At 61.9% G+C, this 24,193-nt stretch carries 23 protein-coding genes and 1 pseudogene; 12 read left to right on the top strand and 12 right to left on the bottom strand.

Annotated elements, in window-relative coordinates; genetic code table 11:
• Positions 1–85 precede the first annotated feature (85 nt).
• Together PSAKL28_RS01800 and PSAKL28_RS01795 are read right to left on the bottom strand one after the other, a co-directional pair.
• Positions 86–388, bottom strand: a complete 303-nt coding sequence (locus tag PSAKL28_RS01800; RefSeq protein ID WP_028942233.1) for a cell division protein ZapA — start codon at positions 386–388, stop codon at positions 86–88.
• Positions 385–615, bottom strand: a complete 231-nt coding sequence (locus tag PSAKL28_RS01795) for a hypothetical protein (protein WP_038605832.1) — start codon at positions 613–615, stop codon at positions 385–387. The genes PSAKL28_RS01800 and PSAKL28_RS01795 overlap by 4 nt, the downstream gene beginning before the upstream one ends.
• 240 nt (positions 616–855) lie before the next feature.
• Between PSAKL28_RS01795 and PSAKL28_RS28435 the strand changes: the two are divergent.
• Together PSAKL28_RS28435 and PSAKL28_RS28430 are read left to right on the top strand one after the other, a co-directional pair.
• Positions 856–1,659, top strand: a pseudogene (locus PSAKL28_RS28435) (MCP four helix bundle domain-containing protein); the annotation flags it as partial.
• The gene (locus tag PSAKL28_RS28430) at positions 1,642–2,514 is read left to right on the top strand and encodes a methyl-accepting chemotaxis protein (RefSeq protein ID WP_371261986.1); all 873 of its coding nucleotides are present in this window, start codon (positions 1,642–1,644) and stop codon (positions 2,512–2,514) included. The pseudogene PSAKL28_RS28435 and the gene PSAKL28_RS28430, both read left to right, overlap by 18 nt.
• A 79-nt stretch (positions 2,515–2,593) precedes the next feature.
• Here the strand turns inward: PSAKL28_RS28430 and gbcB are convergent, their stop codons facing one another.
• Positions 2,594–3,691 carry a glycine betaine monooxygenase reductase subunit gene (gene gbcB, locus PSAKL28_RS01785; RefSeq protein WP_038605826.1) on the bottom strand — a complete coding sequence of 366 codons (1,098 nt, stop codon included), beginning with the start codon at positions 3,689–3,691 and terminating at the stop codon, positions 2,594–2,596.
• Here gbcB and PSAKL28_RS27555 point away from each other — a divergent pair.
• Together PSAKL28_RS27555 and gbca are read left to right on the top strand one after the other, a co-directional pair.
• Complete coding sequence (locus PSAKL28_RS27555) at positions 3,690–3,833, top strand: hypothetical protein (RefSeq protein WP_157686991.1); 144 nt, start codon at positions 3,690–3,692, stop codon at positions 3,831–3,833. The two genes, gbcB and PSAKL28_RS27555, sit on opposite strands and share 2 nt — an antisense overlap.
• Before the next feature lie 144 nt (positions 3,834–3,977).
• Positions 3,978–5,270: a glycine betaine monooxygenase oxygenase subunit gene (gbca, locus tag PSAKL28_RS01775; RefSeq protein WP_038605823.1), complete on the top strand. Its 1,293-nt coding sequence runs from the start codon at positions 3,978–3,980 to the stop codon at positions 5,268–5,270.
• A gap of 641 nt (positions 5,271–5,911) precedes the next feature.
• Here the strand turns inward: gbca and etfB are convergent.
• From etfB to PSAKL28_RS01745, 6 genes are all read right to left on the bottom strand, one after another.
• Positions 5,912–6,682: an electron transfer flavoprotein subunit beta gene (gene etfB / locus PSAKL28_RS01770; protein ID WP_038605821.1), complete on the bottom strand. Its 771-nt coding sequence runs from the start codon at positions 6,680–6,682 to the stop codon at positions 5,912–5,914.
• 15 nt (positions 6,683–6,697) lie between these two features.
• The gene (etfA, locus tag PSAKL28_RS01765; protein WP_038605819.1) at positions 6,698–7,921 is read right to left on the bottom strand and encodes an electron transfer flavoprotein subunit alpha; all 1,224 of its coding nucleotides are present in this window, start codon (positions 7,919–7,921) and stop codon (positions 6,698–6,700) included.
• Positions 7,921–9,870, bottom strand: coding sequence for a dimethylglycine demethylation protein DgcB (dgcB, locus tag PSAKL28_RS01760; RefSeq protein WP_038605817.1), 1,950 nt, complete (start codon positions 9,868–9,870; stop codon positions 7,921–7,923). The genes etfA and dgcB overlap by 1 nt, the downstream gene beginning before the upstream one ends.
• 119 nt (positions 9,871–9,989) lie before the next feature.
• Positions 9,990–12,050, bottom strand: coding sequence for a dimethylglycine demethylation protein DgcA (gene dgcA, locus PSAKL28_RS01755; protein ID WP_038605814.1), 2,061 nt, complete (start codon positions 12,048–12,050; stop codon positions 9,990–9,992).
• 15 nt (positions 12,051–12,065) lie between these two features.
• Positions 12,066–12,596, bottom strand: coding sequence for a DUF5943 domain-containing protein (locus PSAKL28_RS01750; protein ID WP_038605812.1), 531 nt, complete (start codon positions 12,594–12,596; stop codon positions 12,066–12,068).
• 75 nt (positions 12,597–12,671) lie between these two features.
• Entirely contained in the window at positions 12,672–13,649 is a 978-nt protein-coding gene (locus PSAKL28_RS01745) for a dipeptidase (RefSeq protein ID WP_038605809.1), read from the bottom strand.
• A 244-nt stretch (positions 13,650–13,893) separates the two neighbouring features.
• On the opposite strand from PSAKL28_RS01745, the gene PSAKL28_RS01740 reads away from it, so the two are divergent.
• Both PSAKL28_RS01740 and PSAKL28_RS01735 read left to right on the top strand, forming a co-directional pair.
• On the top strand, positions 13,894–14,301 hold the full coding sequence (locus tag PSAKL28_RS01740) for a lysozyme inhibitor LprI family protein (protein WP_038605807.1): 408 nt from the start codon (positions 13,894–13,896) through the stop codon (positions 14,299–14,301).
• A gap of 7 nt (positions 14,302–14,308) precedes the next feature.
• Positions 14,309–14,728: a DUF3010 family protein gene (locus PSAKL28_RS01735; RefSeq protein WP_038605804.1), complete on the top strand. Its 420-nt coding sequence runs from the start codon at positions 14,309–14,311 to the stop codon at positions 14,726–14,728.
• A 3-nt stretch (positions 14,729–14,731) separates the two neighbouring features.
• On the opposite strand, the gene PSAKL28_RS01730 is transcribed toward PSAKL28_RS01735, so the two are convergent.
• Entirely contained in the window at positions 14,732–15,673 is a 942-nt protein-coding gene (locus tag PSAKL28_RS01730; protein WP_038616182.1) for a GlxA family transcriptional regulator, read from the bottom strand.
• 170 nt (positions 15,674–15,843) lie between these two features.
• On the opposite strand from PSAKL28_RS01730, the gene choX reads away from it, so the two are divergent.
• The 5 genes from choX to PSAKL28_RS01705 all read left to right on the top strand — a co-directional run bounded on the left by choX (position 15,844) and on the right by PSAKL28_RS01705 (position 19,773).
• Complete coding sequence (gene choX, locus PSAKL28_RS01725; protein ID WP_038605802.1) at positions 15,844–16,788, top strand: choline ABC transporter substrate-binding protein; 945 nt, start codon at positions 15,844–15,846, stop codon at positions 16,786–16,788.
• A 103-nt stretch (positions 16,789–16,891) separates the two neighbouring features.
• Positions 16,892–17,776, top strand: a complete 885-nt coding sequence (gene cdhC, locus PSAKL28_RS01720; RefSeq protein ID WP_038605800.1) for a 3-dehydrocarnitine:acetyl-CoA trimethylamine transferase CdhC — start codon at positions 16,892–16,894, stop codon at positions 17,774–17,776.
• Positions 17,777–17,791: 15 nt separating this feature from the next.
• Entirely contained in the window at positions 17,792–18,757 is a 966-nt protein-coding gene (locus PSAKL28_RS01715) for an L-carnitine dehydrogenase (RefSeq protein WP_038605797.1), read from the top strand.
• Positions 18,758–18,770: 13 nt separating this feature from the next.
• Positions 18,771–19,241: a thioesterase family protein gene (locus PSAKL28_RS01710; protein WP_038605794.1), complete on the top strand. Its 471-nt coding sequence runs from the start codon at positions 18,771–18,773 to the stop codon at positions 19,239–19,241.
• 277 nt (positions 19,242–19,518) lie between these two features.
• Positions 19,519–19,773, top strand: coding sequence for a hypothetical protein (locus PSAKL28_RS01705; protein ID WP_038605791.1), 255 nt, complete (start codon positions 19,519–19,521; stop codon positions 19,771–19,773).
• 85 nt (positions 19,774–19,858) lie between these two features.
• On the opposite strand, the gene gbdR is transcribed toward PSAKL28_RS01705, so the two are convergent.
• Together gbdR and PSAKL28_RS01695 are read right to left on the bottom strand one after the other, a co-directional pair.
• On the bottom strand, positions 19,859–20,962 hold the full coding sequence (gene gbdR, locus PSAKL28_RS01700) for a choline metabolism transcriptional regulator GbdR (RefSeq protein WP_038605789.1): 1,104 nt from the start codon (positions 20,960–20,962) through the stop codon (positions 19,859–19,861).
• 392 nt (positions 20,963–21,354) lie between these two features.
• Positions 21,355–22,731 (bottom strand): L-serine ammonia-lyase, encoded by a 1,377-nt coding sequence (locus PSAKL28_RS01695; protein WP_038605786.1) that lies wholly within the window; start codon positions 22,729–22,731, stop codon positions 21,355–21,357.
• Positions 22,732–23,182: 451 nt separating this feature from the next.
• Here PSAKL28_RS01695 and PSAKL28_RS01690 point away from each other — a divergent pair, with 451 nt between their 5' ends.
• On the top strand, positions 23,183–24,130 hold the full coding sequence (locus PSAKL28_RS01690) for a choline ABC transporter substrate-binding protein (protein ID WP_038605783.1): 948 nt from the start codon (positions 23,183–23,185) through the stop codon (positions 24,128–24,130).
• Positions 24,131–24,193 lie beyond the last annotated feature (63 nt).

Here is a 24,193-nt window from a genome sequence, read left to right as displayed (position 1 = left end):
TATTCCATTGACCCACGACAATGCCGCCCACTGCCGAAAGGGCAGTGAGCAAGCAAAAGAAGTGGAACGGTGTAGCGGGAGCCGATCAGCTGTTGCCGATGGTCCGGGCAATGACATCGACCGTGGCGCTGACTTGCTCTTGGTAACGGTCGAGGGCCTGCTGGTGCTGCTGTTGCAGTTCGATCTGCTGCGAGCACAGGTTCAGGGCTGCCAGAACCAGCAGCTTGTCACCAATCAGGGTCGGGTATTTACGCTTGGTCTCGGCCAGCGACGCGTTGAGCATCTGCACGGCCTGCGCCAGGGCCTGTTCCTGGCCTTCGGGGGCCTTGATCGAATAATCGCTGCCGAGGATCGACACGACATTGATCGGCTGTGCTGAAGTTCTCATGCGTTAACGGTACCAACGCTGGCGCGCTCGACCAGGGCCTGGATGCGCGCGGCGGTGGCGCCCTGTTTTTCTTCCTGTTCCATCAGCGCCAGCTGCAGGCTTTCGTTTTCATCTTTGGCCTGGGCCAGTTCAGCAGCGATCTGCTCGTTGCGTTCGGTCAGTTCCTGATTCTTCTGTACCAGGTCGCTGACAAGTTGTTCCAATTGACTGAGGGAAGTTTCCAACATGATTGCCTTCTCGGGATTTTCAGGGGGCGCACACGATAAAGAAAAGTCCGCGTGGTCGCCAGGGATATCGGGTTAGACGCTTCGGCCTGGTGCAGATTGACCCACCGATCAGCGTCCGGTTCCCGCTGCAGATGCCCGCCTGTCAGGAAAACCGATGGCTATTTCACAGTTTCATCTTCCGCCCCTCAAGTCTGCCCAAGGTTGTCCGATAGGGATGGCAATCCTGAATCCGGCGCCGGTATGGCGCGCCTTTTCCCCCTCCGGAAGACCACCATGTCCCTACGTAATATGAATATCGCCCCGCGCGCGCTGCTGGGGTTCGCCTTGATCGGCGCGCTGATGCTGGGCCTGGGTCTGTTCGCCCTGAACCAGATGAGCAAGATCCGCCAGGCCGGTGAATTCATCGAGCAATCCTCGGTGCCGAGCATCACCAACCTTGATCAGATCACCCAGCTGACCCTGCGCCTGCGAACTTTGTCCTATCGCCTGCTGCTCAACCGCGAAGCCGATACCCTGCAAAACACCCTCAAGCTGATCGGCCAGCGCAACCAGCAGATCGATGAAGCGCGCCGGATTTATGAACCGCTGATCAGCAGTCCGCAGGAGCGTTCCGCCTACAACCAGTATGTGCAGCTGCTCAACGAGTACCGCCAGCTGGAAAGCCGCATGCACCAGGCTTCGCAGAGCAACGATCTGGAAACCCTGCGCACCCTGATCAACCGCGACATGCTCAACAGTTCCGAGCAGATCAACAGCGTCATGGATCAACTGGTCAGCATCAACACCGAGCAGACCCGTACCATCAACCAGACCGCTGCCGATCAGTATTCCAACGCCGTCAGCCTGGTCATCAGCCTGCTGTTGGCCGCCACGGTACTGACCCTGATCTGTGCCCTGCTGCTGACCCGCAGTATCGTCAAACCGATCGATGAGGCCCTGCAGGCGGCCGAGCGCATCGCCGAAGGCGACCTCACCCGCACCATCGAGACCGAGGGTCACGACGAAGCCGCACGGCTGCTGCGGGCCATGGCCAAGATGCAGAATAAACTGCGCGACACCCTGCAGCTGATTGCCGGCTCCGCCACGCAGCTGGCCTCGGCTGCCGAAGAATTGAACAGCGTCACCGACGAAAGCGCCCGTGGCCTGCAACAGCAGAACAACGAAATCGAGCAGGCCGCCACCGCTGTCACCGAGATGACCAGCGCGGTTGAAGAAGTGGCGCGCAATGCCGTGAGCACCTCCGAAGCATCGAAGGAAGCCACCCGTTCGGCAGGCGATGGCCGTGATCTGGTGCTGGAAACCGTCAGCGCCATCGAGCGCATGAGTGTCGATGTGCAGGGCACCGCCGAACTGATCGGCAACCTGGCGGAAGAATCGCGAGATATCGGCAAGGTCCTGGATGTTATTCGCGGCCTGGCCGACCAGACCAACCTGCTGGCACTCAACGCCGCCATCGAGGCCGCGCGTGCCGGTGAGGCCGGTCGTGGCTTTGCCGTGGTCGCCGATGAAGTCCGCGCCCTGGCCCACCGCACCCAGCAGTCGACCAGTGAAATCGAGCGGATGATCGGCAGTATCCAGGGCGGTACCGAGCAGGCGGTCAACTCCATGCGCAACAGCACCGAACGTGCCGAGTCGACGCTGAACATCGCCCGCGGTGCAGGCCTGGCGCTGGACACCATCACCGGCGCGGTCGCCGAGATCAACGAGCGCAACCTGGTGATCGCCAGCGCTGCCGAAGAGCAGGCTCAGGTGGCCCGCGAAGTGGACCGCAACCTGGTCAACATCAACGACCTGTCGGTGCAATCGGCCACCGGTGCCCACCAGACCACTGCGGCCAGTGCCGAGCTGTCGCGCCTGGCGGTTGACCTCAACGGGCTGGTGGCACGCTTCAGCGTCTGATCATCGCGGGGCAAGCCCGCTCCCACAGGGGGCAGTCTCCCCCTGTGGGAGCGGGCTTGCCCCGCGAAAAATTCCCGGATCAGTATTCAATACGCACGTCGCCCTTGGGCACGCTGCAGCACGACAGGATATAGCCTTCGGCGACGTCATCATCGGTGATGCCGCCGTTGTGCTCCATCTCCACCTCGCCGCCCAGCTTGAGCACCTTGCAGGTGCCGCAGATGCCCATGCCGCAGGCCTTGGGAATCATCAGGCCAAGCTTGGCCGCCGCGGCATGCACGGTCTCACCCGGCGCCACCCGAATACTCTTGCCGGCGGCGGTAAACTCCACCTGATGCAGGTCGGCATTGTCCACTTCCGGCGCGTCGGCCGCTTGCTCGGCGAGCTCGACGGCGTCGGCCTTGACCTCGGCTGGGGTCGCCCCGAACGACTCCTCATGGTAACGGGTCATGTCATAGCCGCTGCCTTCAAGCAGACGCTTGACCGCATGCATGTACGGGGTCGGGCCGCAGCAGAAGATTTCCCGTTCCATGTAGTCCGGGGCAATCAGCTCCATCAGCTTCTGGTTCAGGTAGCCGCGATAGCCCGCCCAGGGCTCGCCCAGGCCGTGCTTCTCACAAATGATGTGCAGGCTGAAGTTGTCGATCCGCGACGCCATGTGCTCCAGCTCGCGGTGATAGATGATGTCTTTCGGCGAGCGCGCGCTGTGCACAAACACCATGTCGACATTGCCATTGGTGTCGTAGAACCAGCGGGCCATGGACATCACCGGGGTAATGCCGACGCCGCCACTGAGGTACAGCACCTTGGGGCTGGGGAAGTCGATGGCGTTGAACAGCCCGACCGGGCCGTGCACCGCCAGCTCCTGGCCTTCGTGCAGGGTGTCGTGCAGCCAGTTGGAGACCTTGCCGCCCGGCACCCGCTTGATCGTCACCGAGAAGCTGTAAGGCACCGAAGGCGAGCTGGAGATGGTGTACGAGCGCATGATCGGCTCGCCGTCGATCTCCAGCTCCAGGGTGACGAACTGCCCGGGCTTGAAGAAGAACATGATCGGCTGGTCGGCCATGAAACAGAAGGTGCGCACATCCCAGGTTTCCTGGATCACCTTGACGCAACGGACGATGTGGCGGCCGTTGGCCCAGGTCTGGGTGCTGACCGGATTGAGGAAATTGGACATGCTCGTCTCCACGGCCGACTGCGGCCTGATGCTTGCGATTCTGCTCAAGCTGCACGGCGGACACATTCCTATCCGCGACATCGGCGTGCTTATCGCGACCAGCCCCCTGCCACAAGGGCTGGCGCGTCGGAAACGGATCTGATCATGTCGTCCATGGATATGGATCGCGGCGGCTTCGAACGCACACTCCATCGCAAATGATCCTGCTGTTATTCAGCCTTGCGTCGCCATAACAATGATTAGCCACTTTCACCGGCCACAAACACCGGCCATGAGGACCTGAACGATGGACGTCACCGCAACTTTGAGTCTGGGCGATCCACTGGAACCTGCGCGCAAGGCGACTGCCGAGATGCTGCAGAGCCGCGAGCGTACCTTCTCGCTGCCACAGCCGTTCTATAGCGACGAACGCCTGTTCCAGATCGATATGGAAGAGATTTTCCAGAAGGAATGGCTGATCGCCGGGATGACCTGTGAAATCCCGGCCAAGGGCAACTTCCTCACCCTGCAGATCGGCAAGAACCCGATCCTCGTGGTGCGCGGTGCTGAAGGCCAGGTGCATGCCTTCCATAACGTCTGTCGTCACCGTGGTTCTCGGCTGTGCACCAGCGACAAGGGCAAGGTGGCGAAACTGGTCTGCCATTACCACCAGTGGACCTACGAGCTCGATGGCCGCCTGCTGTTCGCCGGCACCGAGATGGGTGCCGATTTCGACATGAAGCAGTACGGGCTCAAACCGGTCAACGTCAAGACCGCTGGCGGCTACATCTTCATCAGCCTGGCCGAGAATCCGCCGGCGATCGACGACTTCCTCGCCACCCTGGCTCATTACATGGAGCCCTACGACATGGAAAACACCAAGGTGGCGGTGCAAACCACTTTGATGGAAAAGGCCAACTGGAAGCTGGTGCTGGAAAACAACCGCGAGTGCTACCACTGCAGCGGTTCGCACCCGGAGCTGCTGAAAACCCTGCTGGAATGGGACGACGTCACCGACCCGCGTGCCGACCAGGCCTTCAAGGATCACGTCGCCGCCTCGGCTGCGGCCTGGGACGCCGAGAAGATTCCGTATGCCCACGCCAGCTTCGGCCTGCGCAACCGCATCGTGCGCATGCCGCTGCTCAAGGGCACGGTGTCGATGACCCTGGACGGCAAGCAGGGCTGCCAGAAGCTGATGGGCCGGATCAAGAACCCGGACCTCGGTTCGATGCGCATCCTGCACCTGCCGCACTCGTGGAACCACTGCATGGGCGATCACATGATCGTCTTCACCGTGTGGCCGATCAGCGCCCAGGAAACCATGGTCACCACCAAGTGGCTGGTGCACAAGGATGCGGTCGAGGGTGTGGACTACGACCCCGAGCGCATGCGCCAGGTATGGGACGCCACCAACGACCAGGACCGGCGCCTGGCCGAAGAGAACCAGCGCGGGATCAACTCCACGGCGTATCAGCCTGGGCCGTATTCCAAGACCTATGAGTTCGGGGTGGTGAACTTCGTTGACTGGTACAGCGAGCGTATGTTGAACAACCTGGGGGCGGCGCCTGCGCCTTATCTCAAGGGTGTGGCTGTGCAGTAAAGTCTGATCGCGGGGCAAGCCCGCTCCCACCGGGATGGTGAAAACCGGTGGGAGCGGGCTTGCCCCGCGATGCTCTGCTCAAATTTTAACCACCTCGCGCAACGCCCCGGCCCCACTGGGCCCCTGCACACAGCAAACACTTTATCCACAGGACAGCCCACAGCTAATGTGGGCAAGTCATTGTTTTTCCCTGCAAAAAATATTGATCAATATTTGATCAAATCTCTACAAGCCTTTAAACACAAGGCTCACAGCAGAAGGCGAACACCTTATCCACAGAGACGCCAACAGACTTTGTGTGCAAAAGTCCCAAGCGTGGAAAACCGTTGTGGATAACGCCTCAAATGGCCCAGATACACAGCATTGGCTAAGGCAAACAGGCGAATTGGGTGTTTTTTGATCAACCTCGTGAAACCCTTGCCACACGGGGCTCTCCGCCATGGGCAAACATATTATCCACAGACCCGCCAACAGCGATTGTGGGCAATATCAACCAAGGCGGTGAGAGAAAATCTCGAAAAATCCGTCACTTAGCCTGATCACTTTTTGACCATAACGCCGAAAGGCACGCCATGCGTGCCTTCCAGCGATACACAAACACTTTATCCACAGATCGGCCAACAGACTTTGTGAGCAACTGCTCAGCGCAGCACACCCTCTTCCACCAGCAGTTTGAGGATGGCTTCGGCACCGGCTTGCGGGCTGACATCCTTGAGCACTTGTCCACCGCCACCGCTGGCCTTGGCCGTGGCCGCTTTCATGCGATCGGCACCGCTCTTGGCCTTGATCACTTTCAAGCGCTTGGGCCGCGGTTTGGCCGGCTGCAGTTCGGCGCTTGTGAATAACTCGTCTTCGACAATCTGTACCTGGCGGGCGGCCAACACACCACGCCGAGCCGGGCCAAAAGCGCTTTGGCGTGGCTTTGGCGCGGCGTTATCCACCGTTGCCAGCAGCGGCAGGCGCACCTTGAGCCGGCGCCGCTGGCCGCGTGGCAGCGCCTGCAGCACCTGGGCCACGCCATTGTGGATAGATTCCACCTCGGCCAAGCCCACCACCAGCGGCCAGCCCAGGCGTTCGGCCAGCAGGAACGGCAGCATGCCGGAGCCTTCACCGGTTTCCGCCTGGCTCCCGGTCAGCACCAGCTGGGCACCGGCATCGCGCAGGTAATCGCCGAGTACCCCGAGGGCATCGGCGCCCGACGGTTGTTCAAGTACATCCAGTTGTTCCAGGCCCATGCCCAGGTAGGCGCGCAAGGCCGGCTCCTGAGGATCGCCAGCATGCAGCACCTGCAAGTTATCCCCAGCCAGCTGCAGGCCCAGCTCCACCGCCCGTGCGTCCTGCTCGGCGCGCCGGGTGCGGCCGGAGCTGGGATGAGCACCGATCGAAACCAGACTGATGACCTTGGTGTTCATAGTTGTCCCCTGCCCTTATGCCGCGTCGCACTTGGCGTCGTTGCGATAGTTTTCCACAGCCTCGATCAGCGCCTGGAGGATCGCCGCACTGTCGCCGATGACCGACAGATCGGCACGTTTGATCATGTCGCAGCCAGGGTCCATGTTGATCGCCACCACCTTGTCGCAGGCGCCAATGCCCTGCAGGTGCTGGATCGCCCCGGAAATACCCACAGCCACATAGACCCGTGCGGTCACCCAGGTACCGGTGGCCCCGACTTGCCGATTGCGCGGCATGAAGCCGTCATCCACCGCCACCCGCGACGCGCCCTCGGTTGCGCCGAGGGCCACGGTGGCGCGGTGGAACAGCTCCCAGTCCTTGACCCCGTTACCGCCGGACACAATGAACTCGGCTTCGGCCATGGCAATCGCGGCCGGGTCGACAGCCACCGGACCGAGGTCTTCGATACGTGACAGGCTGCGTGCCACGCTTGTGGATAACTGCTCAGGCAAGGCTTCGTGACGCGTTTCACTGACCGGCTCGGCGCATTCGGCTGCGGCCAGAATCAAGCGTGGCAGGCGACGAATCAGGTCCTGCTGGCCAGCACCGGCGCGACCGCTGCATTGGCCGTCCTTGACCTGCCAGACCCGCGTAGCCGGGCGTTCATTGATCGCTGCAGCAAAACGCCGGCCCAATTCGCCGCCACCGGTGCGGCTGTCGGGCAGCAGCCAGTGGCGCGGGTTGAACTGGTTATCCACAGCGCGCAGGCCCTGCACCAGTTGCTCCGGTGCATATCCGTCGAATTCATCGCCCTCGATGACCAGCAAGCGATCAACACCGGCTGTGGAAAAGTTATTTTCCTTGTGCTCGCCAAACACCACGGCCAACACCGCGCCGTCACTCCCGGCCAGGCTATGGGCCAGGCCGAGCAGGTCGCGGTCGTGGCTGCCCAGGCGGCCACCGACCATGTCCGGGACCACGGCGATGTAGAACGCCGGTTGCAGTACTTGATGCAACGGCAACTCCACCACCGCCGCCGCACTGCGCTTGTTGCTGGTGCCCTGCTGGGCGCCACTGCGGTCGATGCGTTTGATGCCGTTGGGGCCGATAAAGCCGACGCCATGGAGGTTCTTGCGGATGACCCCGTTGGGGCCCATCCAGCTGTGCTGCTGACCCTGTTGCATAGCTGCGTGCAGCGGGTGCAGGCGGTTGCGGGCAATCCACTCGGCGCGCGGATCACGGCGAATAATGTCGCTCATCAGTGCACCTCCGCAGGTTCACGCTTTGCCGGGGCAGGTTTACTCGCCGGGGCCTGTTCTTCGAGCAGGGCATCGGCGACCAGCTCTGCCAGGTCCTTGATCAATGGGCGCGGTTCGACCACCCCTTCGAGCATCGCCGTGCACTGTGGACAACCCACGGCCACCAGCTCGGCGGCGGTCTCGCGGATATCCTCCATGCGCATGTCGGGAATCCGCTGCTTGCCGGGAATGTCGGTGATCGGCGCACCGCCGCCACCGCCACAGCAACGCGAGCGGAAGCCCGAGCGCTGCATTTCCTTCACTTCGATGCCCAGGGCCCGCAGTACTTCACGCGGCGCCTCGTACTCACCGTTGTAACGGCCCAGGTAGCACGGGTCGTGATAGGTGACGCTGCCGCCCTTGTGCTGCCCAAGATTCAGCGCACCCGCGCCGATCAGTTCGGCAATGTAGGTGCTGTGATGTTGCACCCGATATTCGCCGCCGAAGGCGCCATATTCATTCTTGAGCACATGGAAGCTGTGCGGATCGCAGGTGACGATACGCTTGAAGCTGTACTTGGCCATGGTCTGGATATTGCGTTTGGCCAGTTGCTGGAAGGTCGCTTCATCGCCCAGGCGCCGGGCCACATCACCACTGTCGCGCTCTTCAAGACCAAGCACGGCAAAGTCCACCTGAGCCGCTTTCAGCACTTTGACGAAGGCGCGCAGGGTGCGCTGGTTGCGCATGTCGAAGGCGCCGTCGCCGACCCAGAACAGCACGTCTGCGGTTTTGGTATCGCTGAGCAGGCTCAGGTTGAGGTCTGCGGCCCAGTTCATCCGCCCGCCTGGGGCAAAGCCGCCCGGGTTGTCGGTGGCGATCAGGTTATCCAGCACCTCGGCGCCCTTGTTTGGCGTGGCGCCCTTTTCCAGAGTCAGGTGACGACGCATGTCGACGATGGCATCGACGTGCTCGATCATCATCGGGCACTCCTCCACGCAGGCGCGGCAGGTGGTGCACGACCACAGGGTTTCGGCATCGACCAGGCCGTTGACGATTGGCTGGTGCGGGTTGCCGCCGTGCTCGCCGATTGGCTTGCCGGGGTACGGGCTGCCGGCAAACTTGGCGTCAGTGCCGCCGGCCAGGCCGACGACCATGTCCTGAATGAGCTTTTTCGGGTTCAGCGGCTGTCCGGCAGCAAAGGCCGGGCACGCGGCTTCGCACTTGCCGCACTGCACGCAGGCATCGAAGCCGAGTAACTGGTTCCAGGTGAAATCCTTGGGTTTCTCAACGCCCAGCAATGCCTGCGGGTCTTCCAGGTCCAGCGGTTTGAGGCCGGTGGAACGGCCACCGCCGAAGCGCTCGGCGCGACGGTGCCAGGCCAGGTGCAAGGCCCCGGCAAAGGCGTGCTTCATCGGCCCGCCCCAGGTCATGCCGAAGAACAGCTCGGACACGCCCCAAAGCACACCAAGCCCCAGCAAGGCCACCAGCACCCACCCGCCAAAGCCTTCGGGAAGAATGCCGGCCACCGGCAAGGTGGCAATGAAGAAGCTGCCGGCGAACACCAGCAAACTTTTCGGCAGGCGCATCCACGGCCCTTTCGACAGGCGCGAAGGCGGGTTGAGCCGGCGTTTGTAGACGAACAGCGCACCGGCAAACATCAGCACCGTGGCCAGCAGCAAAGCATAGCCAAGAATCTTGTTGTGCAGGCCAAAGCCGTGCACCAGGATCGCCAGCACCGCAGCCAGCACAAAGCCACCGGCGGTGGCGACGTGGGTGTTGGCCATGTATTTGTCACGGGCGACCACGTGGTGCAGGTCGACCATATAGCGCCGCGGCATGGCCAGCAGGCCGCCGAGCAGGTCGACCTTGGACGGCCGGCCTTGGCGCCACATCCGCACACGTCGCAGCGCGCCGAGGACGGCGAGGCCCAGGGCGGCGAACAGGAGGATGGGAAGCAGGGTGTTCAACATGGGAAGCTCCCACAGCAATCGTGCTTTGGAAATGACACTGTGGGAGCGGGCTTGCCCCGCGATAGCGGTATGTCAGCTACATGGCTATCGCGGGGCAAGCCCGCTCCCACAGAGGTCGATCAGAAGTCCTTGCACAGGCGCAAGGCGTCGTAGATCGCCGCATGGGTGTTGCGCTGAGCCACGCAGTCACCGATGCGATACAGCAAGTAGCCTTCGCCCGCTTGACTGAGGATCGGCTGCGGCTGGATCGCGAACAGCGCCTCGACATCGATCTGGCCCTTGTTGCGCGAACCTTCCTTGAGCCCGTAGTAGAGCGCTTCGTCCGGCCGCACGCCGTTCTCGATCACCACCTGGTCGACCACCCGCTCCTCTTTGGCGCCGGTGTATTCGTTCTCCAGCACCGCCACCAGCTTGTCGCCCTCGCGGTAGACCTTTTCCAGCGCCAGGTCACCGGTCATGATCACTTCCTTGGGGTACATGCTGCGGTAGTAGGTCGGGAACGACGTACCACCAATGGCCACGCCCGGCTTGATGTCGTCGGTGACGATCTCGACCTGGCTGCCTTTGTCGGCGAGGTAGTCGGCCACCGACATCCCGGTGAACTCGCAAATGGTGTCGTACACCAGCACGTTCTTGCCCGGCGCCACCTTGCCGTCGAGCACATCCCAGCTGCTGACCACCAGGCCTTCAGCAGCGCCCCAGTGCTCGTTCTGCTCAAGGAACGGATGACCGCCCACCGCCAGCACGATCACATCCGGACGCAGGTCCTTGATGGTGTCGATATCCGCGGCGGTGCCCAGGCGCAGGTCGACCTTCAGGCGCGCCAGCTCCAGCTGGTACCAGCGGGTAATACCGGCGATCTGATCGCGTTGCGGGGCCTTGGCGGCGATGCTGATCTGCCCGCCGATGGCGTCTTTCTTCTCGAACAGAGTGACGTCGTGGCCACGCTCGGCCGATACCCGCGCCGCTTCCATCCCCGCAGGGCCGGCGCCAACCACCACCACCTTGCGCTTGGGCCCGGTGGTTTTTTCGATGATGTGCGGCACCCCCATGTATTCACGGGAGGTCGCGGCGTTCTGGATGCACAGCACATCCAGGCCTTGATATTGACGGTCGATGCAGTAGTTGGCACCGACGCACTGTTTGATCTGGTCGACCTGACCCATCTTGATCTTGGCGATCAGGTGCGGGTCGGCGATGTGCGCACGGGTCATGCCGACCATGTCGACATAGCCGCCTTCAAGAATGCGCGTGGCCTGGTTCGGGTCCTTGATGTTCTGCGCATGCAGCACCGGAACCTTGACCACTTCCTTGATCCCGGCCGCCAGGTGCAGGAACGGCTCCGGTGGATAACTCATGTTGGGGATAACGTTGGCCAGGGTGTTGTGGGTATCGCAGCCCGAACCGATCACCCCGAAGAAGTCGAGCATGCCGGTGGCGTCGTAGTACTTGGCGATTTCCTTCATGTCCTCGTGGCTGAGGCCATCTGGATGGAATTCGTCACCGCAGATGCGCATGCCGACGCAGAAATCCGGACCGACCTCGGCACGCACGGCCTTGAGCACTTCCAGGCCGAACTTCATGCGGCCCTCGAAGCTGCCGCCCCATTCGTCGGTACGCTTGTTGACCCGCGGGCTCCAGAACTGGTCGATCATGTGCTGGTGCACCGCCGACAGCTCGACGCCGTCCAGGCCGCCTTCTTTGGCCCGGCGCGCGGCTTGCGCGTAGTTGCCGATCACCCGCCAGATTTCCTCCGGCTCAATGGTCTTGCAGGTCGCGCGGTGTACCGGTTCACGGATGCCCGAGGGCGACATCAGGGTTGGCCAGTTGAAACCGTCCCAGCGCGAGCGGCGGCCCATGTGGGTAATCTGGATCATGATCTTGGCGCCGTGCTTGTGCATGGCGTCGGCCAGGTTCTGGAAGTGCGGGATGATCCGGTCGGTCGATAGGTTCACCGAGGCCCACCATTCCTGCGGGCTGTCGATGGCCACCACCGAGGAACCGCCACAGATCGCCAGGCCCAGGCCACCCTTGGCCTTCTCTTCGTAGTATTTGATGTAGCGCGCGGTGGTCATGCCGCCGTCGGTGGCGTAGACCTCGGCGTGCGCAGTACTCAGGACCCGGTTGCGGATAGTCAGTTTGCCGATCTGGATCGGCTGGAACATTGCTTCGAAAGCCATGGCGGGATCCTCGACTTACAGCGGCTTGACGATGAACAGGCCGTCGTCGTGGCCTTCTTCCGAACCGCCGTAGACCTGCTCGGCGACCGTACGGATGGAACTGCCGCGGGCGGCAAGAATCTGGTCCATGGCCCCGGCGAACCAGCCGGTGAACATGTAGTCGACCTTGCGCCCGACCTTGCCGTACACATAGACGAATGCCGAGTGCTCAAGCTTGACGCTGGCGGTGCCGTTTTCCAGGTCGATGTCCTGGATCTTGAACAGGCCCCAGCCGCGCTGCGACAGGCGTTTCATGTAGTGCTCGAACACCGCCACGCCTTCCAGACCGTGGCATTCAGCTTCTTTCTCGCACCAGTGCCAGGCGGACTTGTAGCCGGCTTTGTAGAGGATTTCGGCATAGGCTTCAGCGCCCAGCACTTCCTCGATACCCATGTGGTTGTTGACGAAGAAATGCCGCGGCACGTACAGCATCGGCAGGGCATCGCTGGTCCAGACACCGGTCTCGCTGTCGACTTCGATAGGCAATTGCGGGGCGATCTTGGCCATGGAAACTGAACTCCAGAAATTTTGGTTGGCTGCCCCTGCGCCGGTGGCAGGGGTCGGAAGACGGTTACTGGCGGCTTATTCGCCCCAAACGTCTCTGAGCACGTTGACCCAGTTCTCGCCCATGATCTTGCGCACCACGCGCTCGCTATGGCCGCGTTTGAGCAGGGTTTCGGTGAGATTGGGGAACTCGCCCACGGTGCGGATGCCCAGCGGGTTGATGATCTTGCCGAAGTTGGTCAGGCGCCGGGCGTAGCCCTTGTCGTGGGTCAGGTACTCGAAGAAGTCCTGGCCATGGCCCTGGGTGAAGTCGGTGCCGATACCGATGGCGTCTTCGCCAACGATGTTCATGGTGTATTCAATGGCTTCGGCGTAGTCGTCGATGGTCGAGTCGATGCCTTTGGCCAGGAACGGGGCGAACATGGTCACGCCGACAAAGCCGCCATGGTCGGCGATGAATTTCAGCTCTTCATCGGACTTGTTGCGCGGGTGCTCCTTGAGCCCGGAGGGCAGGCAGTGCGAGTAGCACACCGGCTTTTTCGATTCGAGGATGACTTCTTCGGAGGTCTTGGAACCGACATGGGACAGGTCGCACATGACCCCGACACGGTTCATTTCCGCGACGATCTCGCGGCCGAAGCCCGACAGGCCGCCGTCGCGCTCGTAGCAACCGGTACCGACCAGGTTCTGGGTGTTGTAGCACATCTGCACGATACCGACGCCGAGCTGCTTGAACACCTCGACATAACCGATCTGGTCTTCATAGGCATGGGCGTTCTGGAAGCCGAAGAGGATGCCGGTCTTGCCCAGCTCCTTGGCCTTGCGAATGTCGGCAGTGGTACGCACCGGCATCACCAGGTCGGCGTTCTCGCGAATCAGTTTCTGGCTAGCGGCAATGTTGTTGACCGTGGCCTGGAAGCCTTCCCAAACCGACACTGTGCAGTTGGCAGCCGTCAGGCCGCCCTTGCGCATGTCTTCGAACAGCTCGCGGTTCCATTTGGCAATGATCAGCCCGTCGATAACGATGCTGTCGGCGTGTAATTCGGCTGGGCTCATCAGGCTGTCCCCTTTATTGGCATTACCTGCGCCGAATCGTCTGCCGGCGCTTTGGGGCCAGCATATGCCTAGGGGCCAGGTCGCTAAGATGCAAAAACGACAGGGGAATTGCCGAAAGCGTCAAACCGCGACAAAGGGCTCGCGCAAGTTTCATTCGGAGGGTGACGGGGCTTGCGGCTACCCTGTTCTTTGCCGCGGCGCTGAGCGAGAATCGGCGCCCATGTTCCCCGGGGAGGATGATTGAATGAAATCGATGGTATGGCTGGTTCTGGCCGCGCTGGCCTTTGGTGCCCACGCCAGTGATGAAGACAGTACGCCGTGCGACAACGTCGAGACCGACCAGCAGAACTACGACTGCGCACTGTTCAGCCGCACCACCGCCGAACGTGAGCTCAACGCCGCGTTTACCGACCTGCTCGATCGCATCAAGGAACAGTATGCCGGGCAGGACGCGAAGATCAGTGAGGTCAGCAAGCGTTTGAACGACGCCGAAAGCCTTTGGAAACAGCTGCGCGATGCCGATTGCAAGGTGGAAACCTTCGACGAAAAACCGGGCAAAACCTTCGACGCGGCCCTGAATACCTGCCTGGCCCAACGTAGCGACGATCGCTCCGAATACCTGCAGTCCCTGGGTCTGCAAAACTCCGATTGAGAACAGCATGAAAATCTGCGGAATTGAAATCAAAGGCAGCGAAGCGCTGCTCGCCGTCGCCACGCTGGACGGCGCAAGCCCGGTGCATGTTGCCCTGGCGACGAAAAAGATCGGTCTGGAAGACGATGAACATGCAGACAACGTCAAAGCCTTCGCCAGCCAGGCCCGGCAGTTCATCGCCGAGCACGGCATCAGCCACCTGGCGATCAAGAAGCGCAGCAAGAAGGGCGATTTCGCCGGCGGCCCGACCACCTTCAAGATCGAAGGCGTGCTGCAGTTGCTGGACAATTGTGAAGTGGAGCTGGTTTCACCACAGACCGTCAGCGCTCAGGCCAAGAAGCACAACATTGAACTGCCCGCTTCGTTGAACAAGTACCAGCACGAAGCCTTCAAGAGCGCTTGTGCGGTGTTGCTCAAGCGCCGCTGAGGTTCACCGCTGGGCCTTGCGATCCTCCCGAGGGCAACGCTCGAAACGCCCCCGGTAGCAACGGGTGAAATAAGACGCTGACTCGAAACCGCAAGCAATGCCCACCTCCAGCACGCTCATGTCGGTCTGACGCAGCAGTTGCCGCGCCTTGTCCAGCCGCAGACGCAGGTAGAAACCGCTGGGGGTGTCGTGCAGGTATAGACGGAACAGGCGCTCCAGCTGACGCCGGGTGACCTGCACCGACTCGGCCAGCACCAGGGTGTTGAGCGGTTGCTCGGTGTTGCGCTCCATCTCGCCGATCACCTGCACCAGCTTCTTGTTGCTGATGCCGTAGCGTGAGGCGATCTGCATGCGCTGGTGGTCCTGGCGCGGGCGGATGCGCCCGAGCACGAACTGCTCGGACACCTGGATCGCCAGCTCCGGGCCGTGAGCCTGAGCGATCAGGTGGAGCATCAGGTCGATTGACGCGGTGCCGCCGGCCGAGGTTATGCGCCGTCGATCGACTTCGAACAGTTCCTGAGTCGCCTGCAGCTGTGGATAAGACTCCTTGAACGCTTCCAGCGCCTCCCAGTGCAGGGTCACCCGGTGGCCATCGAGCAGGCCGGCCTCGGCCAGGACCACCGTACCGGTGTCGATGCCGCCAAGCACCACACCGTCGTGATCGAGCTTGCGCAGCCAGTGCTGCAGCGTCGGGCTGAAACTGCCCAGCGGCTCGAACCCGGCCACCACCAGCAGGGTTGCACCTTTGGCCAGCGCCTGCAGCGCGCCATCGGCGTTGACCGACATGCCATTACTGGCCTGCACCGCCCCGCCCTCTATGCTCAGCACCTGCCAGCGGTACAAGCCGCCGCGAAAGCGGTTGGCCACCCGTAGCGGCTCGATCGCCGAGATAAAGCCGATCGCGGAAAAACCGGGGAGCAACAAAAAGTAGAAATCCTGGGGCATAGCGAACGACTCGACGGCCACGGGTCTGCGGTTAATACCCTGCAGGTCGCCACTGTGCAAGTGCGGGTCGCCAGGGTGCGTATTTTCCCGGTGCGGTGCGCGTAGTTTGATCAGCACGGCACGCAGAGGCCGCCCCTATAACAATTAGAACTGCCGTTGGAGGAGCCACCATGAACAGATTGATCAGCCGTAGCCTGCTGACGCTCGTCGGTACCGCAATCCTCAGCACCAACGTAATGGCCGCCGAACCGGCCGTATGCAAGAACGTGCGCCTTGGCGTGGTCAACTGGACCGACGTGATGGCCACCAGCGCCATGACCCAGGTACTGCTCGACGGCCTCGGCTACAAGACCAAGCAGACCAGTGCCTCGCAACAAATCATCTTCGCTGGTATTCGTGACCAGCGCCTGGACATGTTCCTCGGTTACTGGAACCCGATCATGACCCAGACCATCACCCCCTTCATCGACGCCAAGCAGGTCAAGGTCCTTGAGCAACCCAGCCTGAACGACGCCCGCGCCACCCTCGCCGTGCCCAAATACCTGGCCGACAAGGGCCTGAAAACCTTTGCCGACATCGCCAGGTTTGAAAAAGAGCTGGGCGGCAAGATCTACGGCATCGAACCCGGCTCCGGCGCCAACACCCAGATCAAGGCGATGATCAGCAAGAACCAGTTCGGCCTGGGCAAGTTCCAGCTGGTCGAGTCCAGCGAAGCCGGGATGCTCGCCGCCGTCGACCGTGCCGTGCGGCGCAACGAGGCCGTGGTGTTCTTCGGCTGGGCGCCGCACCCGATGAACGTCAACATCGACATGGCCTACCTCAGTGGCAGCGAAGGCGCCCTGGGCCCGGACGAAGGCCGCGCCACGGTGTGGACCGTCACCGCCCCGGACTACGCCGAACGCTGCCCGAACGCCAATCGCCTGCTGAGCAACCTGAAATTCAGCGCCGAAGACGAGAGCCGCATGATGCAACCGCTGCTCGAGCATAAAGACGCCCTGGCCTCTGCCCGCCAGTGGCTCCAGGACCATCCCGAGGACAAGGCGCGCTGGCTCGAAGGGGTGACCACCTTCGACGGCAAGCCCGCTGCCGACAACCTCAAGCTCACCTCCAACTGACAGACCGTATCGCGGGGCAAGCCAGCTCCCACAGAGATCCCTCCCCCCCTGTGGGAGCGGGCTTGCCCCGCGATGGCCCCAACACGCCTGAAGGAAACCGCACATGAACCATGACGTCATCATCACCTGCGCCCTGACCGGCGCCGGCGACACCGCCAGCAAAAGCCACCTGGTCCCCGTCACTCCTAAACAGATCGCCGCAGCCGCCGTGGAAGCCGCCAAAGCCGGTGCCACCGTGGTCCACTGCCATGTCCGCGACCCGCAAACCGGGCGTTTCAGCCGCGATGTCGCGCTGTACCGCGAAGTGATGGAACGCATCCGCGAAGCCGACGTGGACATCATCGTCAACCTCACCGCCGGCATGGGCGGCGACCTGGAGATCGGCCCGGGGGAAACACCGCTGGAGTTCGGCGCCGGCACCGACCTGATCGGTCCGCTGGAGCGCCTGGCCCATGTCGAGGCACTGCTGCCGGAGATCTGCACCCTGGACTGCGGCACCCTCAACTTCGGCGACGGCAACAGCATTTATGTCTCAACCCCGGCCCAGCTGCGCGCTGGCGCCAAACGCATCACCGAGCTCGGCGTCAAAGCCGAACTGGAAATCTTCGACACCGGCCACCTGTGGTTCGCCAAGCAGATGATCAAGGAAGGCCTGCTCGACGACCCGTTGTTCCAGCTGTGCCTGGGCATTCCCTGGGGCGCGCCGGCCGACACCACGACCATGAAAGCCATGGTCGACAACCTGCCAGCGGGCGTGACCTGGGCCGGCTTCGGCATCGGCCGCATGCAGATGCCCATGGCCGCGCAGGCGGTGCTGCTCGGCGGCAACGTACGTGTGGGACTGGAAGACAACCTGTACCTGGACAAGGGCGTGCTGGCCAGCAACGGCCAATTGGTCGAACGCGCCACGGAAATCCTCAGCCGTCTCGGCGCACGGGTGCTTAGCCCTGCTGAAGGCCGCGCGAAAATGAACCTGACCCGTCGCTGATTGAAGGAGTTGAAGATGAGCTTTATCACCGAGATCAAGACGTTTGCAGCCCTGGGCAGCGGCGTGATCGGCAGCGGCTGGGTCGCCCGCGCCCTGGCCCACGGCCTCGACGTGGTGGCCTGGGACCCGGCACCCGGCGCTGAAGCGGCGCTGCACAAACGCATCGCCAATGCCTGGCCGGCCCTGGAAAAGCAGGGCCTGGCGCCCGGTGCATCACCAGATCGCCTGCGCTTCGTCGCGACCATCGAAGAGTGTGTACGCGATGCCGACTTTATCCAGGAAAGCGCCCCGGAGCGCCTCGACCTCAAGCTCGACCTGCACAGCAAGATCAGCGCCGCGGCCAAGCCCAACGCACTGATCGGCTCCAGCACCTCTGGCCTGCTGCCCAGCGAGTTCTACGAATCGGCGACCCATCCTGAACGCTGCGTGGTCGGCCACCCGTTCAACCCGGTGTACCTGCTGCCGCTGGTGGAAATCGTCGGCAGCAACAAGACCGCGCCGGAAGCCATCGAGGCGGCGAAAACGGTGTATAGCGCCTTGGGCATGCGCCCGCTGCATGTGCGCAAGGAGGTCCCCGGTTTTATTGCCGACCGCCTGCTCGAAGCGCTGTGGCGCGAGGCCCTGCACCTGGTCAACGACGGCGTGGCGACCACCGGCGAGATCGACGATGCCATTCGCTTTGGCGCCGGCTTGCGCTGGTCGTTCATGGGCACTTTCCTCACCTACACCCTGGCCGGTGGCGATGCCGGCATGCGCCACTTCATGGCGCAGTTCGGCCCGGCGCTGCAACTGCCATGGACCTACCTGCCGGCGCCGGAGCTGACTGACGGCTTGATCGACGCTGTAGTCGAAGGCACCAGCGAACAGTTGGGCGAACGCAGCATCAGCGCGCTGGAGCGCTATCGTGATGATTGCCTGCTGGCCGTACTGGAGGCAGTAAAAACCACCAAGGCCAAGCATGGCATGGCCTTCAGCGACTGAACGGAGCCCTCGGATGCCGACACTGATCACCTATCAAACCCCGGTCCAGGCGGACTGGGTCGATTACAACGGGCATCTGCGCGATGCCTTTTATCTGCTGATCTTCAGCTACGCCACCGATGCCTTCATGGACCGTATCGGCCTTGATAGCGACAACCGCAGCGCCAGCGGTAACTCGCTGTTTACCCTGGAGTGCCACCTGAACTACCTGCATGAGGTAAAGCTGGGTACCCAGGTATGGGTGCAGACGCAGGTGATCGGTTTTGATCGCAAGCGCTTGCACCTGTATCACAGCCTGCACCGTGAAGGTTTTGCCGAGGCGTTGGCGGCCAGCGAGCAGATGTTGCTGCATGTAGACCTGGCCGGGCCGCGCTCTGCGCCGTTTGCGCCGGAGGTTGCGGCGCGTTTGCAGGGGATTGTTGATGAGCAGGTTGACCTGCCAGCGCCTGAGTTTGTTGGTCGGGTGATTGGCTTGCCAGGCTGAGGGCCCTATCGCGGGGCAAGCCCGCTCCCACCGGCCCCGCCATCGGACGCAAAAAATAGCCCCGGAAAGCCGTGAAGCAACCGGGGCTAAAGCGGACGGTGACCAAACCTTCCTTTTCTGTGCATGGCCTCAGTGTGCAACCTCCCGTCCCTGTCGATTTGCCCGAAAACGACCTGTTCTTAGGTAAAGCAGCCATTACGGCATTCTGTCCTTGCCGCCCTGCAACTGAGCCCACAGAATCGACTGACGATCACACCTGCAAACAAGGACAACAACCATGATGCATGCGGATTTGATTGATCAAGACGACCTGCTGGGCCAGTTGCGCGCCCTGGGTTTCGAGATGCCGGCCGACGCCAGCGCCGAACAGGCCTGCGAGTATGCAGTGCGGGGTTTGAGTGAACCGCGGGCCAAAGCCCTGAAGGGCATGGTTGAGCAGATGTACACCGGCAATGCGACCATTCTGCCCGCTGTGCGTCAGGCAATCGAAAAGCAGCTTTTGCCGGCGTTGGCGCAGTTCAAGAATCGCTGAAAGGGTGGGAGCGGGCTTGCCCCGCGATTGCGATCTGTCAGTCACATCGCATCGCGGGGCAAGCCCGCTCCCACCGAAGCCTCGCTTAGAGCCTCACACTGGCAAATGTCGACTCATTGCGCGCCTGGCTCAACGCCGACATCGGCCCGGCCAGCGGCGACAACACCAGTGCCTGCGGAATCGGCATCATCGCCACCTGTTGCGCGGTATTGGAACCCACGCGCTCATCACGCGGCGGAATGCCGAAGTACTCGCGGTAGCACTTGGAGAAGTGCGGTGTGGAGACAAAGCCGCACACCGACGCCACTTCGATGATCGACATCGGCGTCTGCTTGAGCAGTTGTCGGGCGCGAATCAGGCGCAGCTTCAGGTAATAGCGCGACGGCGAGCAGTGCAGGTATTTCTGGAACAGGCGCTCAAGCTGGCGACGCGACACCGCGACATACACAGCCAGTTCATCCAGGTCGATCGGCTCTTCCAGGTTGGCTTCCATCAGCGCGACGATTTCCTGCAGCTTCGGCTGGTTGGTGCCGAGCATGTGCTTGAGTGGCACACGCTGGTGATCCTGCTCGTTGCGAATGCGCTCGTAGACGAACATCTCGGAAATCGCTGCCGACAGCTCGCGGCCATGATCGCGGCTGATCAGGTGCAGCATCATGTCCAGCGGCGCGGTACCACCGGAGCTGGTGAAGCGGTTACGGTCGAGGGTGAACAGCCGGGTACTCATGCTCACCCGCGGGAAAGCTTCCTGCATTGCCGCCAGGCATTCCCAGTGCACGCTGCAATCAAAACCGTCGAGCAAACCGGCGCACGCCAGTGCCCAACTGCCGGTGCACACCGCACCCAGACGCCGCGACTGGCGGGCCTGGCTCTGCAGCCAGGTCACGTGCTCACGGGTCACGGTACGCTGAATGCCAATACCGCCGCAGACAATCACGGTGTCCATGGCCGGTGCCTTGTGCATGGCCGCATCCGGGGTGATCTGCAAGCCGTCGCTGGCCCACACCTGCCCACCGTCCACACTCAAGGTACTCCAGCGGTACAGCTCGCGGCCGGATAGCTGGTTGGCCATGCGCAGCGGTTCGACTGCTGAAGCCAGGGAGATGAGAGTGAAGTTGTCCAGCAGCAGGAAGCCGATGGATTGAGGTGCGCGGTTCTGGGTTGGGGTCCCGGAGTTGTACGACGTCATCGCGGTATCTCCTCACACAATGCAGGGTGCGCCTCAGGCAGGCACGGGCTTTTTTTGTCACGGCCCCGATTCGAATGCAGGGGCTTTGCCAATCACAACGCAATTGCCATGCCTGAAATTGAATGGGCATTCAATAAAACCCAAAAACGACGTCGCGCAGCGTCTAAATCGCCTTTGTTCCGAGCGCCGGTTTTAAACGGGAAAGACCGTGCTAGCGCCGCTGCATAGGAAACATGAGCAATTCGGTAGCACTTGTGGGAAGGATGCCCAGAAACGACATCGACGATGTGTCACCCCAGGCGCAAATGACCGGGGTGACAGGCGTTTATCGAAGCGCTAGCGAGTGATGCGCCAAAAGGTGGCATGCATGGGCATTAACGGCGCAGGCCGGATCAACATTCGATGGCGTTGACCGCCAGACCACCCCGCGAGGTTTCCTTGTATTTGTCATGCATGTCGGCGCCGGTGTCGCGCATGGTGCGGATCACCCGGTCGAGCGAGATGAAGTGCTCACCATCGCCACGCAGCGCCATCTGCGCGGCATTGATCGCCTTCACCGCGGCAATGGCATTACGTTCGATGCACGGCACCTGAACCAGCCCGCCGACCGGGTCGCAGGTCAGCCCGAGGTTATGCTCAAGACCGATTTCTGCGGCATTCTCAAGCTGCGCCGGCGTCGCTCCGAGCACTTCGGCAAGCCCTGCCGCCGCCATCGCACAAGCCGAACCGACCTCGCCCTGACAGCCCACCTCGGCACCGGAGATCGACGCGTTTTTCTTGCACAAAATGCCCACCGCCGCCGCCGCCAGGAAGAAGTCGACCACGCAGGCTTCGCTGACCTCGTCGCTGAAACGCATGTAGTAGTGCAGCACCGCCGGAATGATCCCGGCCGCACCATTGGTCGGCGCCGTGACCATGCGCCCACCGGCCGCGTTTTCCTCATTCACCGCCAGCGCGTAGAGGTTGACCCACTCCATGGCGCTCAAGGTCGAGCCGATCACATTGGGCTTGTTCAGTTCCTGCAGGCTGCGATAGAGCTTGGCCGCCCGGCGCTTCACATTCAGCCCGCCAGGCAGAATCCCTTCGTACTTCAGACCGTTTTCGACACAGGCCTGCATGGCCTGCCAGAGCTTGAGCAAACCGGCGCGAATCTCCGCTTCGCTACGCCAGACCTTCTCGTTTTCCAGCATCAGTTGCGACACGCGCAGGTCGTTTTTCTTGCACAGTTCCAGCAGTTCCACAGCGCTGTTGAAATCGTAGGGGAGCACCGTGTTATCGGCGTCCAGCACACCACTGGCGGCCTGCGCCGCATCCACCACAAAGCCGCCGCCGACCGAGTAATAGGTATCGCGATGCAGCTCGCCCGCCGCGCCTTCAGCGATCAGGGTCATGGCGTTGGGGTGATAAGGCAGGTTCTCGTCGAGCAACAGCATGTCGCGCGCCCAGACAAAGCCGACGTGCAGCCGGCCATCGAGCAGCAAAGTGTCTGTTTCGCGCAGTGCGGCGATGCGGGGGCCGATTTGCGACGGGTCGATAGCGTCCGGCCACTCGCCCATCAGGCCCATGATGACCGCATTGTCGCTGCCGTGACCGATCCCCGTGGCCGACAACGAGCCGTACAGGCGCACCTCGATGCGGCGCACCTGCTCGAGCTCACCACGCTCACGCAGGCCCTGGACGAACAGCGCCGCGGCCCGCATTGGCCCGACGGTATGAGAGCTGGATGGGCCGACGCCAATCTTGAACAGGTCGAACACACTGATGGCCATGCCACCTACCTCCTGATTGAGCAGCCACCCCCAAGCCAGGCCAAGGGCGTTGCAACTGCTACGCTAAATAGGCGGCAATCCGCCGAATTCGCGCATCATCAGGCTTTTGAGCGGACTTCTGACGTCTACAACCGACGCGTTCTTGCCCAGCAACGCCGCCAGCTGTCACGACCGTTTCTGCGCCGTTTTTTTGCGGTGCAGAAGCAGCAAAACTGCGTTTACGGGCTGATAAAAATCTGTAAACGACCTCATCGACACTGGATACGACCCTGTCTGTACTGGATACGACGCACCCTGTAGGCGTTTGATTTTCGCTGTTAGATGATCGGTATCGACTCGATTGCACGGCACCTGTCCCGCTATCGCCCGATAGTCAGGCCCGACCGAATGCAAACCATAAAGCACGGCGGTCCCGTGGGACATCCGAGAAAAAACATCAGGAGTCCATCGCATGAAAGGTTCACCCTCGCTATTGCTGACCGCGCTACTGAGTGTGCCGCTGTTGGCCCAGGCCACCGAGCCTGAGCAGTGTCATACCGTCAACTTCTCCGATGTCGGCTGGACCGATATCACCGTGACCACCGCGGTGACCAGTGTGGTGCTGCAATCGCTGGGCTACAAAACCAAGACCACCATGATTTCGGTGCCAGTGACCTACAAGTCGCTGGCCGACGGCAAGAATATGGATGTGTTCCTCGGCAACTGGATGCCGACCATGGAAAACGACATCAAGCAGTACCGTGATGCCGGTACGGTGGAAACCGTGCGGGCCAACCTGGAGAACGCCAAGTACACCCTGGCCGTACCGCAGGCGCTGTATGACAAGGGCCTGAAAAACTTCGCCGACATTGCCAAGTTCAAGAAGGAACTGGACGGCAAGATCTACGGCATCGAGCCGGGCAACGACGGCAACCGCACCATCCAGAGCATGATCGACAAGAACGCATTTGGCCTCAAGGACGCCGGTTTCAAGGTGGTCGAGTCCAGCGAGGCAGGCATGCTTTCGCAGGTTGAACGTGCCCAGCGCCGCGACACTGCGGTGGTGTTCCTGGGCTGGGAACCACACCCGATGAACACCCGTTTCAAGATGAAATACCTCGACGGCGGCGATGATTTCTTTGGCCCCGACTACGGTAAAGCCACCGTGCTCACCAATACCCGCAAGCGTTATGTGCAGGAATGCAGCAACGTCGGCCAGCTGCTGAAAAACCTGTCCTTCACCCTGGACATGGAAAGCACCCTGATGGGCAACGTCCTGGACGACAAGATGAAACCCGACGCAGCCGCCAAGGCCTGGCTGAAAAACAACCCTCAGGTACTCGATACCTGGCTGGCAGGGGTTACCACCGTTGACGGCAAACCGGGCCTGGAGGCGGCCAAGGCCAAACTGACGCAGTAAGCACTGCCTGCGGCGGGCTGGCCCCGCCGCAGGCTGTCTTCAATTTTTTGCAGGTGGACGCTC

Origin of the sequence: Pseudomonas alkylphenolica (genome assembly GCF_000746525.1) — a bacterium.
GTDB classification, from domain to species: Bacteria; Pseudomonadota; Gammaproteobacteria; order Pseudomonadales; family Pseudomonadaceae; genus Aquipseudomonas; species Aquipseudomonas alkylphenolica.
Note: the sequence above shows the minus strand (reverse complement) of the source record. Positions and strands in the feature narration are given on the sequence as shown.

Excerpts from the sequence above, each read along its gene's own strand:
- PSAKL28_RS01800 (WP_028942233.1), bottom strand. The coding sequence starts at position 388 with ATGAGAACTTCAGCACAGCCGATCAATGTCGTGTCGATCCTCGGCAGC.
- PSAKL28_RS01795 (WP_038605832.1), bottom strand. The coding sequence starts at position 615 with ATGTTGGAAACTTCCCTCAGTCAATTGGAACAACTTGTCAGCGACCTG.
- PSAKL28_RS28430 (WP_371261986.1), top strand. The coding sequence starts at position 1,642 with ATGGCCAAGATGCAGAATAAACTGCGCGACACCCTGCAGCTGATTGCC.
- PSAKL28_RS27555 (WP_157686991.1), top strand. The coding sequence starts at position 3,690 with ATGCTCGTCTCCACGGCCGACTGCGGCCTGATGCTTGCGATTCTGCTC.
- gbcB (WP_038605826.1), bottom strand. The coding sequence starts at position 3,691 with ATGTCCAATTTCCTCAATCCGGTCAGCACCCAGACCTGGGCCAACGGC.
- gbca (WP_038605823.1), top strand. The coding sequence starts at position 3,978 with ATGGACGTCACCGCAACTTTGAGTCTGGGCGATCCACTGGAACCTGCG.
- etfB (WP_038605821.1), bottom strand. The coding sequence starts at position 6,682 with ATGAACACCAAGGTCATCAGTCTGGTTTCGATCGGTGCTCATCCCAGC.
- etfA (WP_038605819.1), bottom strand. The coding sequence starts at position 7,921 with ATGAGCGACATTATTCGCCGTGATCCGCGCGCCGAGTGGATTGCCCGC.
- dgcB (WP_038605817.1), bottom strand. The coding sequence starts at position 9,870 with ATGTTGAACACCCTGCTTCCCATCCTCCTGTTCGCCGCCCTGGGCCTC.
- dgcA (WP_038605814.1), bottom strand. The coding sequence starts at position 12,050 with ATGGCTTTCGAAGCAATGTTCCAGCCGATCCAGATCGGCAAACTGACT.
- PSAKL28_RS01750 (WP_038605812.1), bottom strand. The coding sequence starts at position 12,596 with ATGGCCAAGATCGCCCCGCAATTGCCTATCGAAGTCGACAGCGAGACC.
- PSAKL28_RS01745 (WP_038605809.1), bottom strand. The coding sequence starts at position 13,649 with ATGAGCCCAGCCGAATTACACGCCGACAGCATCGTTATCGACGGGCTG.
- PSAKL28_RS01740 (WP_038605807.1), top strand. The coding sequence starts at position 13,894 with ATGAAATCGATGGTATGGCTGGTTCTGGCCGCGCTGGCCTTTGGTGCC.
- PSAKL28_RS01735 (WP_038605804.1), top strand. The coding sequence starts at position 14,309 with ATGAAAATCTGCGGAATTGAAATCAAAGGCAGCGAAGCGCTGCTCGCC.
- PSAKL28_RS01730 (WP_038616182.1), bottom strand. The coding sequence starts at position 15,673 with ATGCCCCAGGATTTCTACTTTTTGTTGCTCCCCGGTTTTTCCGCGATC.
- choX (WP_038605802.1), top strand. The coding sequence starts at position 15,844 with ATGAACAGATTGATCAGCCGTAGCCTGCTGACGCTCGTCGGTACCGCA.
- cdhC (WP_038605800.1), top strand. The coding sequence starts at position 16,892 with ATGAACCATGACGTCATCATCACCTGCGCCCTGACCGGCGCCGGCGAC.
- PSAKL28_RS01715 (WP_038605797.1), top strand. The coding sequence starts at position 17,792 with ATGAGCTTTATCACCGAGATCAAGACGTTTGCAGCCCTGGGCAGCGGC.
- PSAKL28_RS01710 (WP_038605794.1), top strand. The coding sequence starts at position 18,771 with ATGCCGACACTGATCACCTATCAAACCCCGGTCCAGGCGGACTGGGTC.
- PSAKL28_RS01705 (WP_038605791.1), top strand. The coding sequence starts at position 19,519 with ATGATGCATGCGGATTTGATTGATCAAGACGACCTGCTGGGCCAGTTG.
- gbdR (WP_038605789.1), bottom strand. The coding sequence starts at position 20,962 with ATGACGTCGTACAACTCCGGGACCCCAACCCAGAACCGCGCACCTCAA.
- PSAKL28_RS01695 (WP_038605786.1), bottom strand. The coding sequence starts at position 22,731 with ATGGCCATCAGTGTGTTCGACCTGTTCAAGATTGGCGTCGGCCCATCC.
- PSAKL28_RS01690 (WP_038605783.1), top strand. The coding sequence starts at position 23,183 with ATGAAAGGTTCACCCTCGCTATTGCTGACCGCGCTACTGAGTGTGCCG.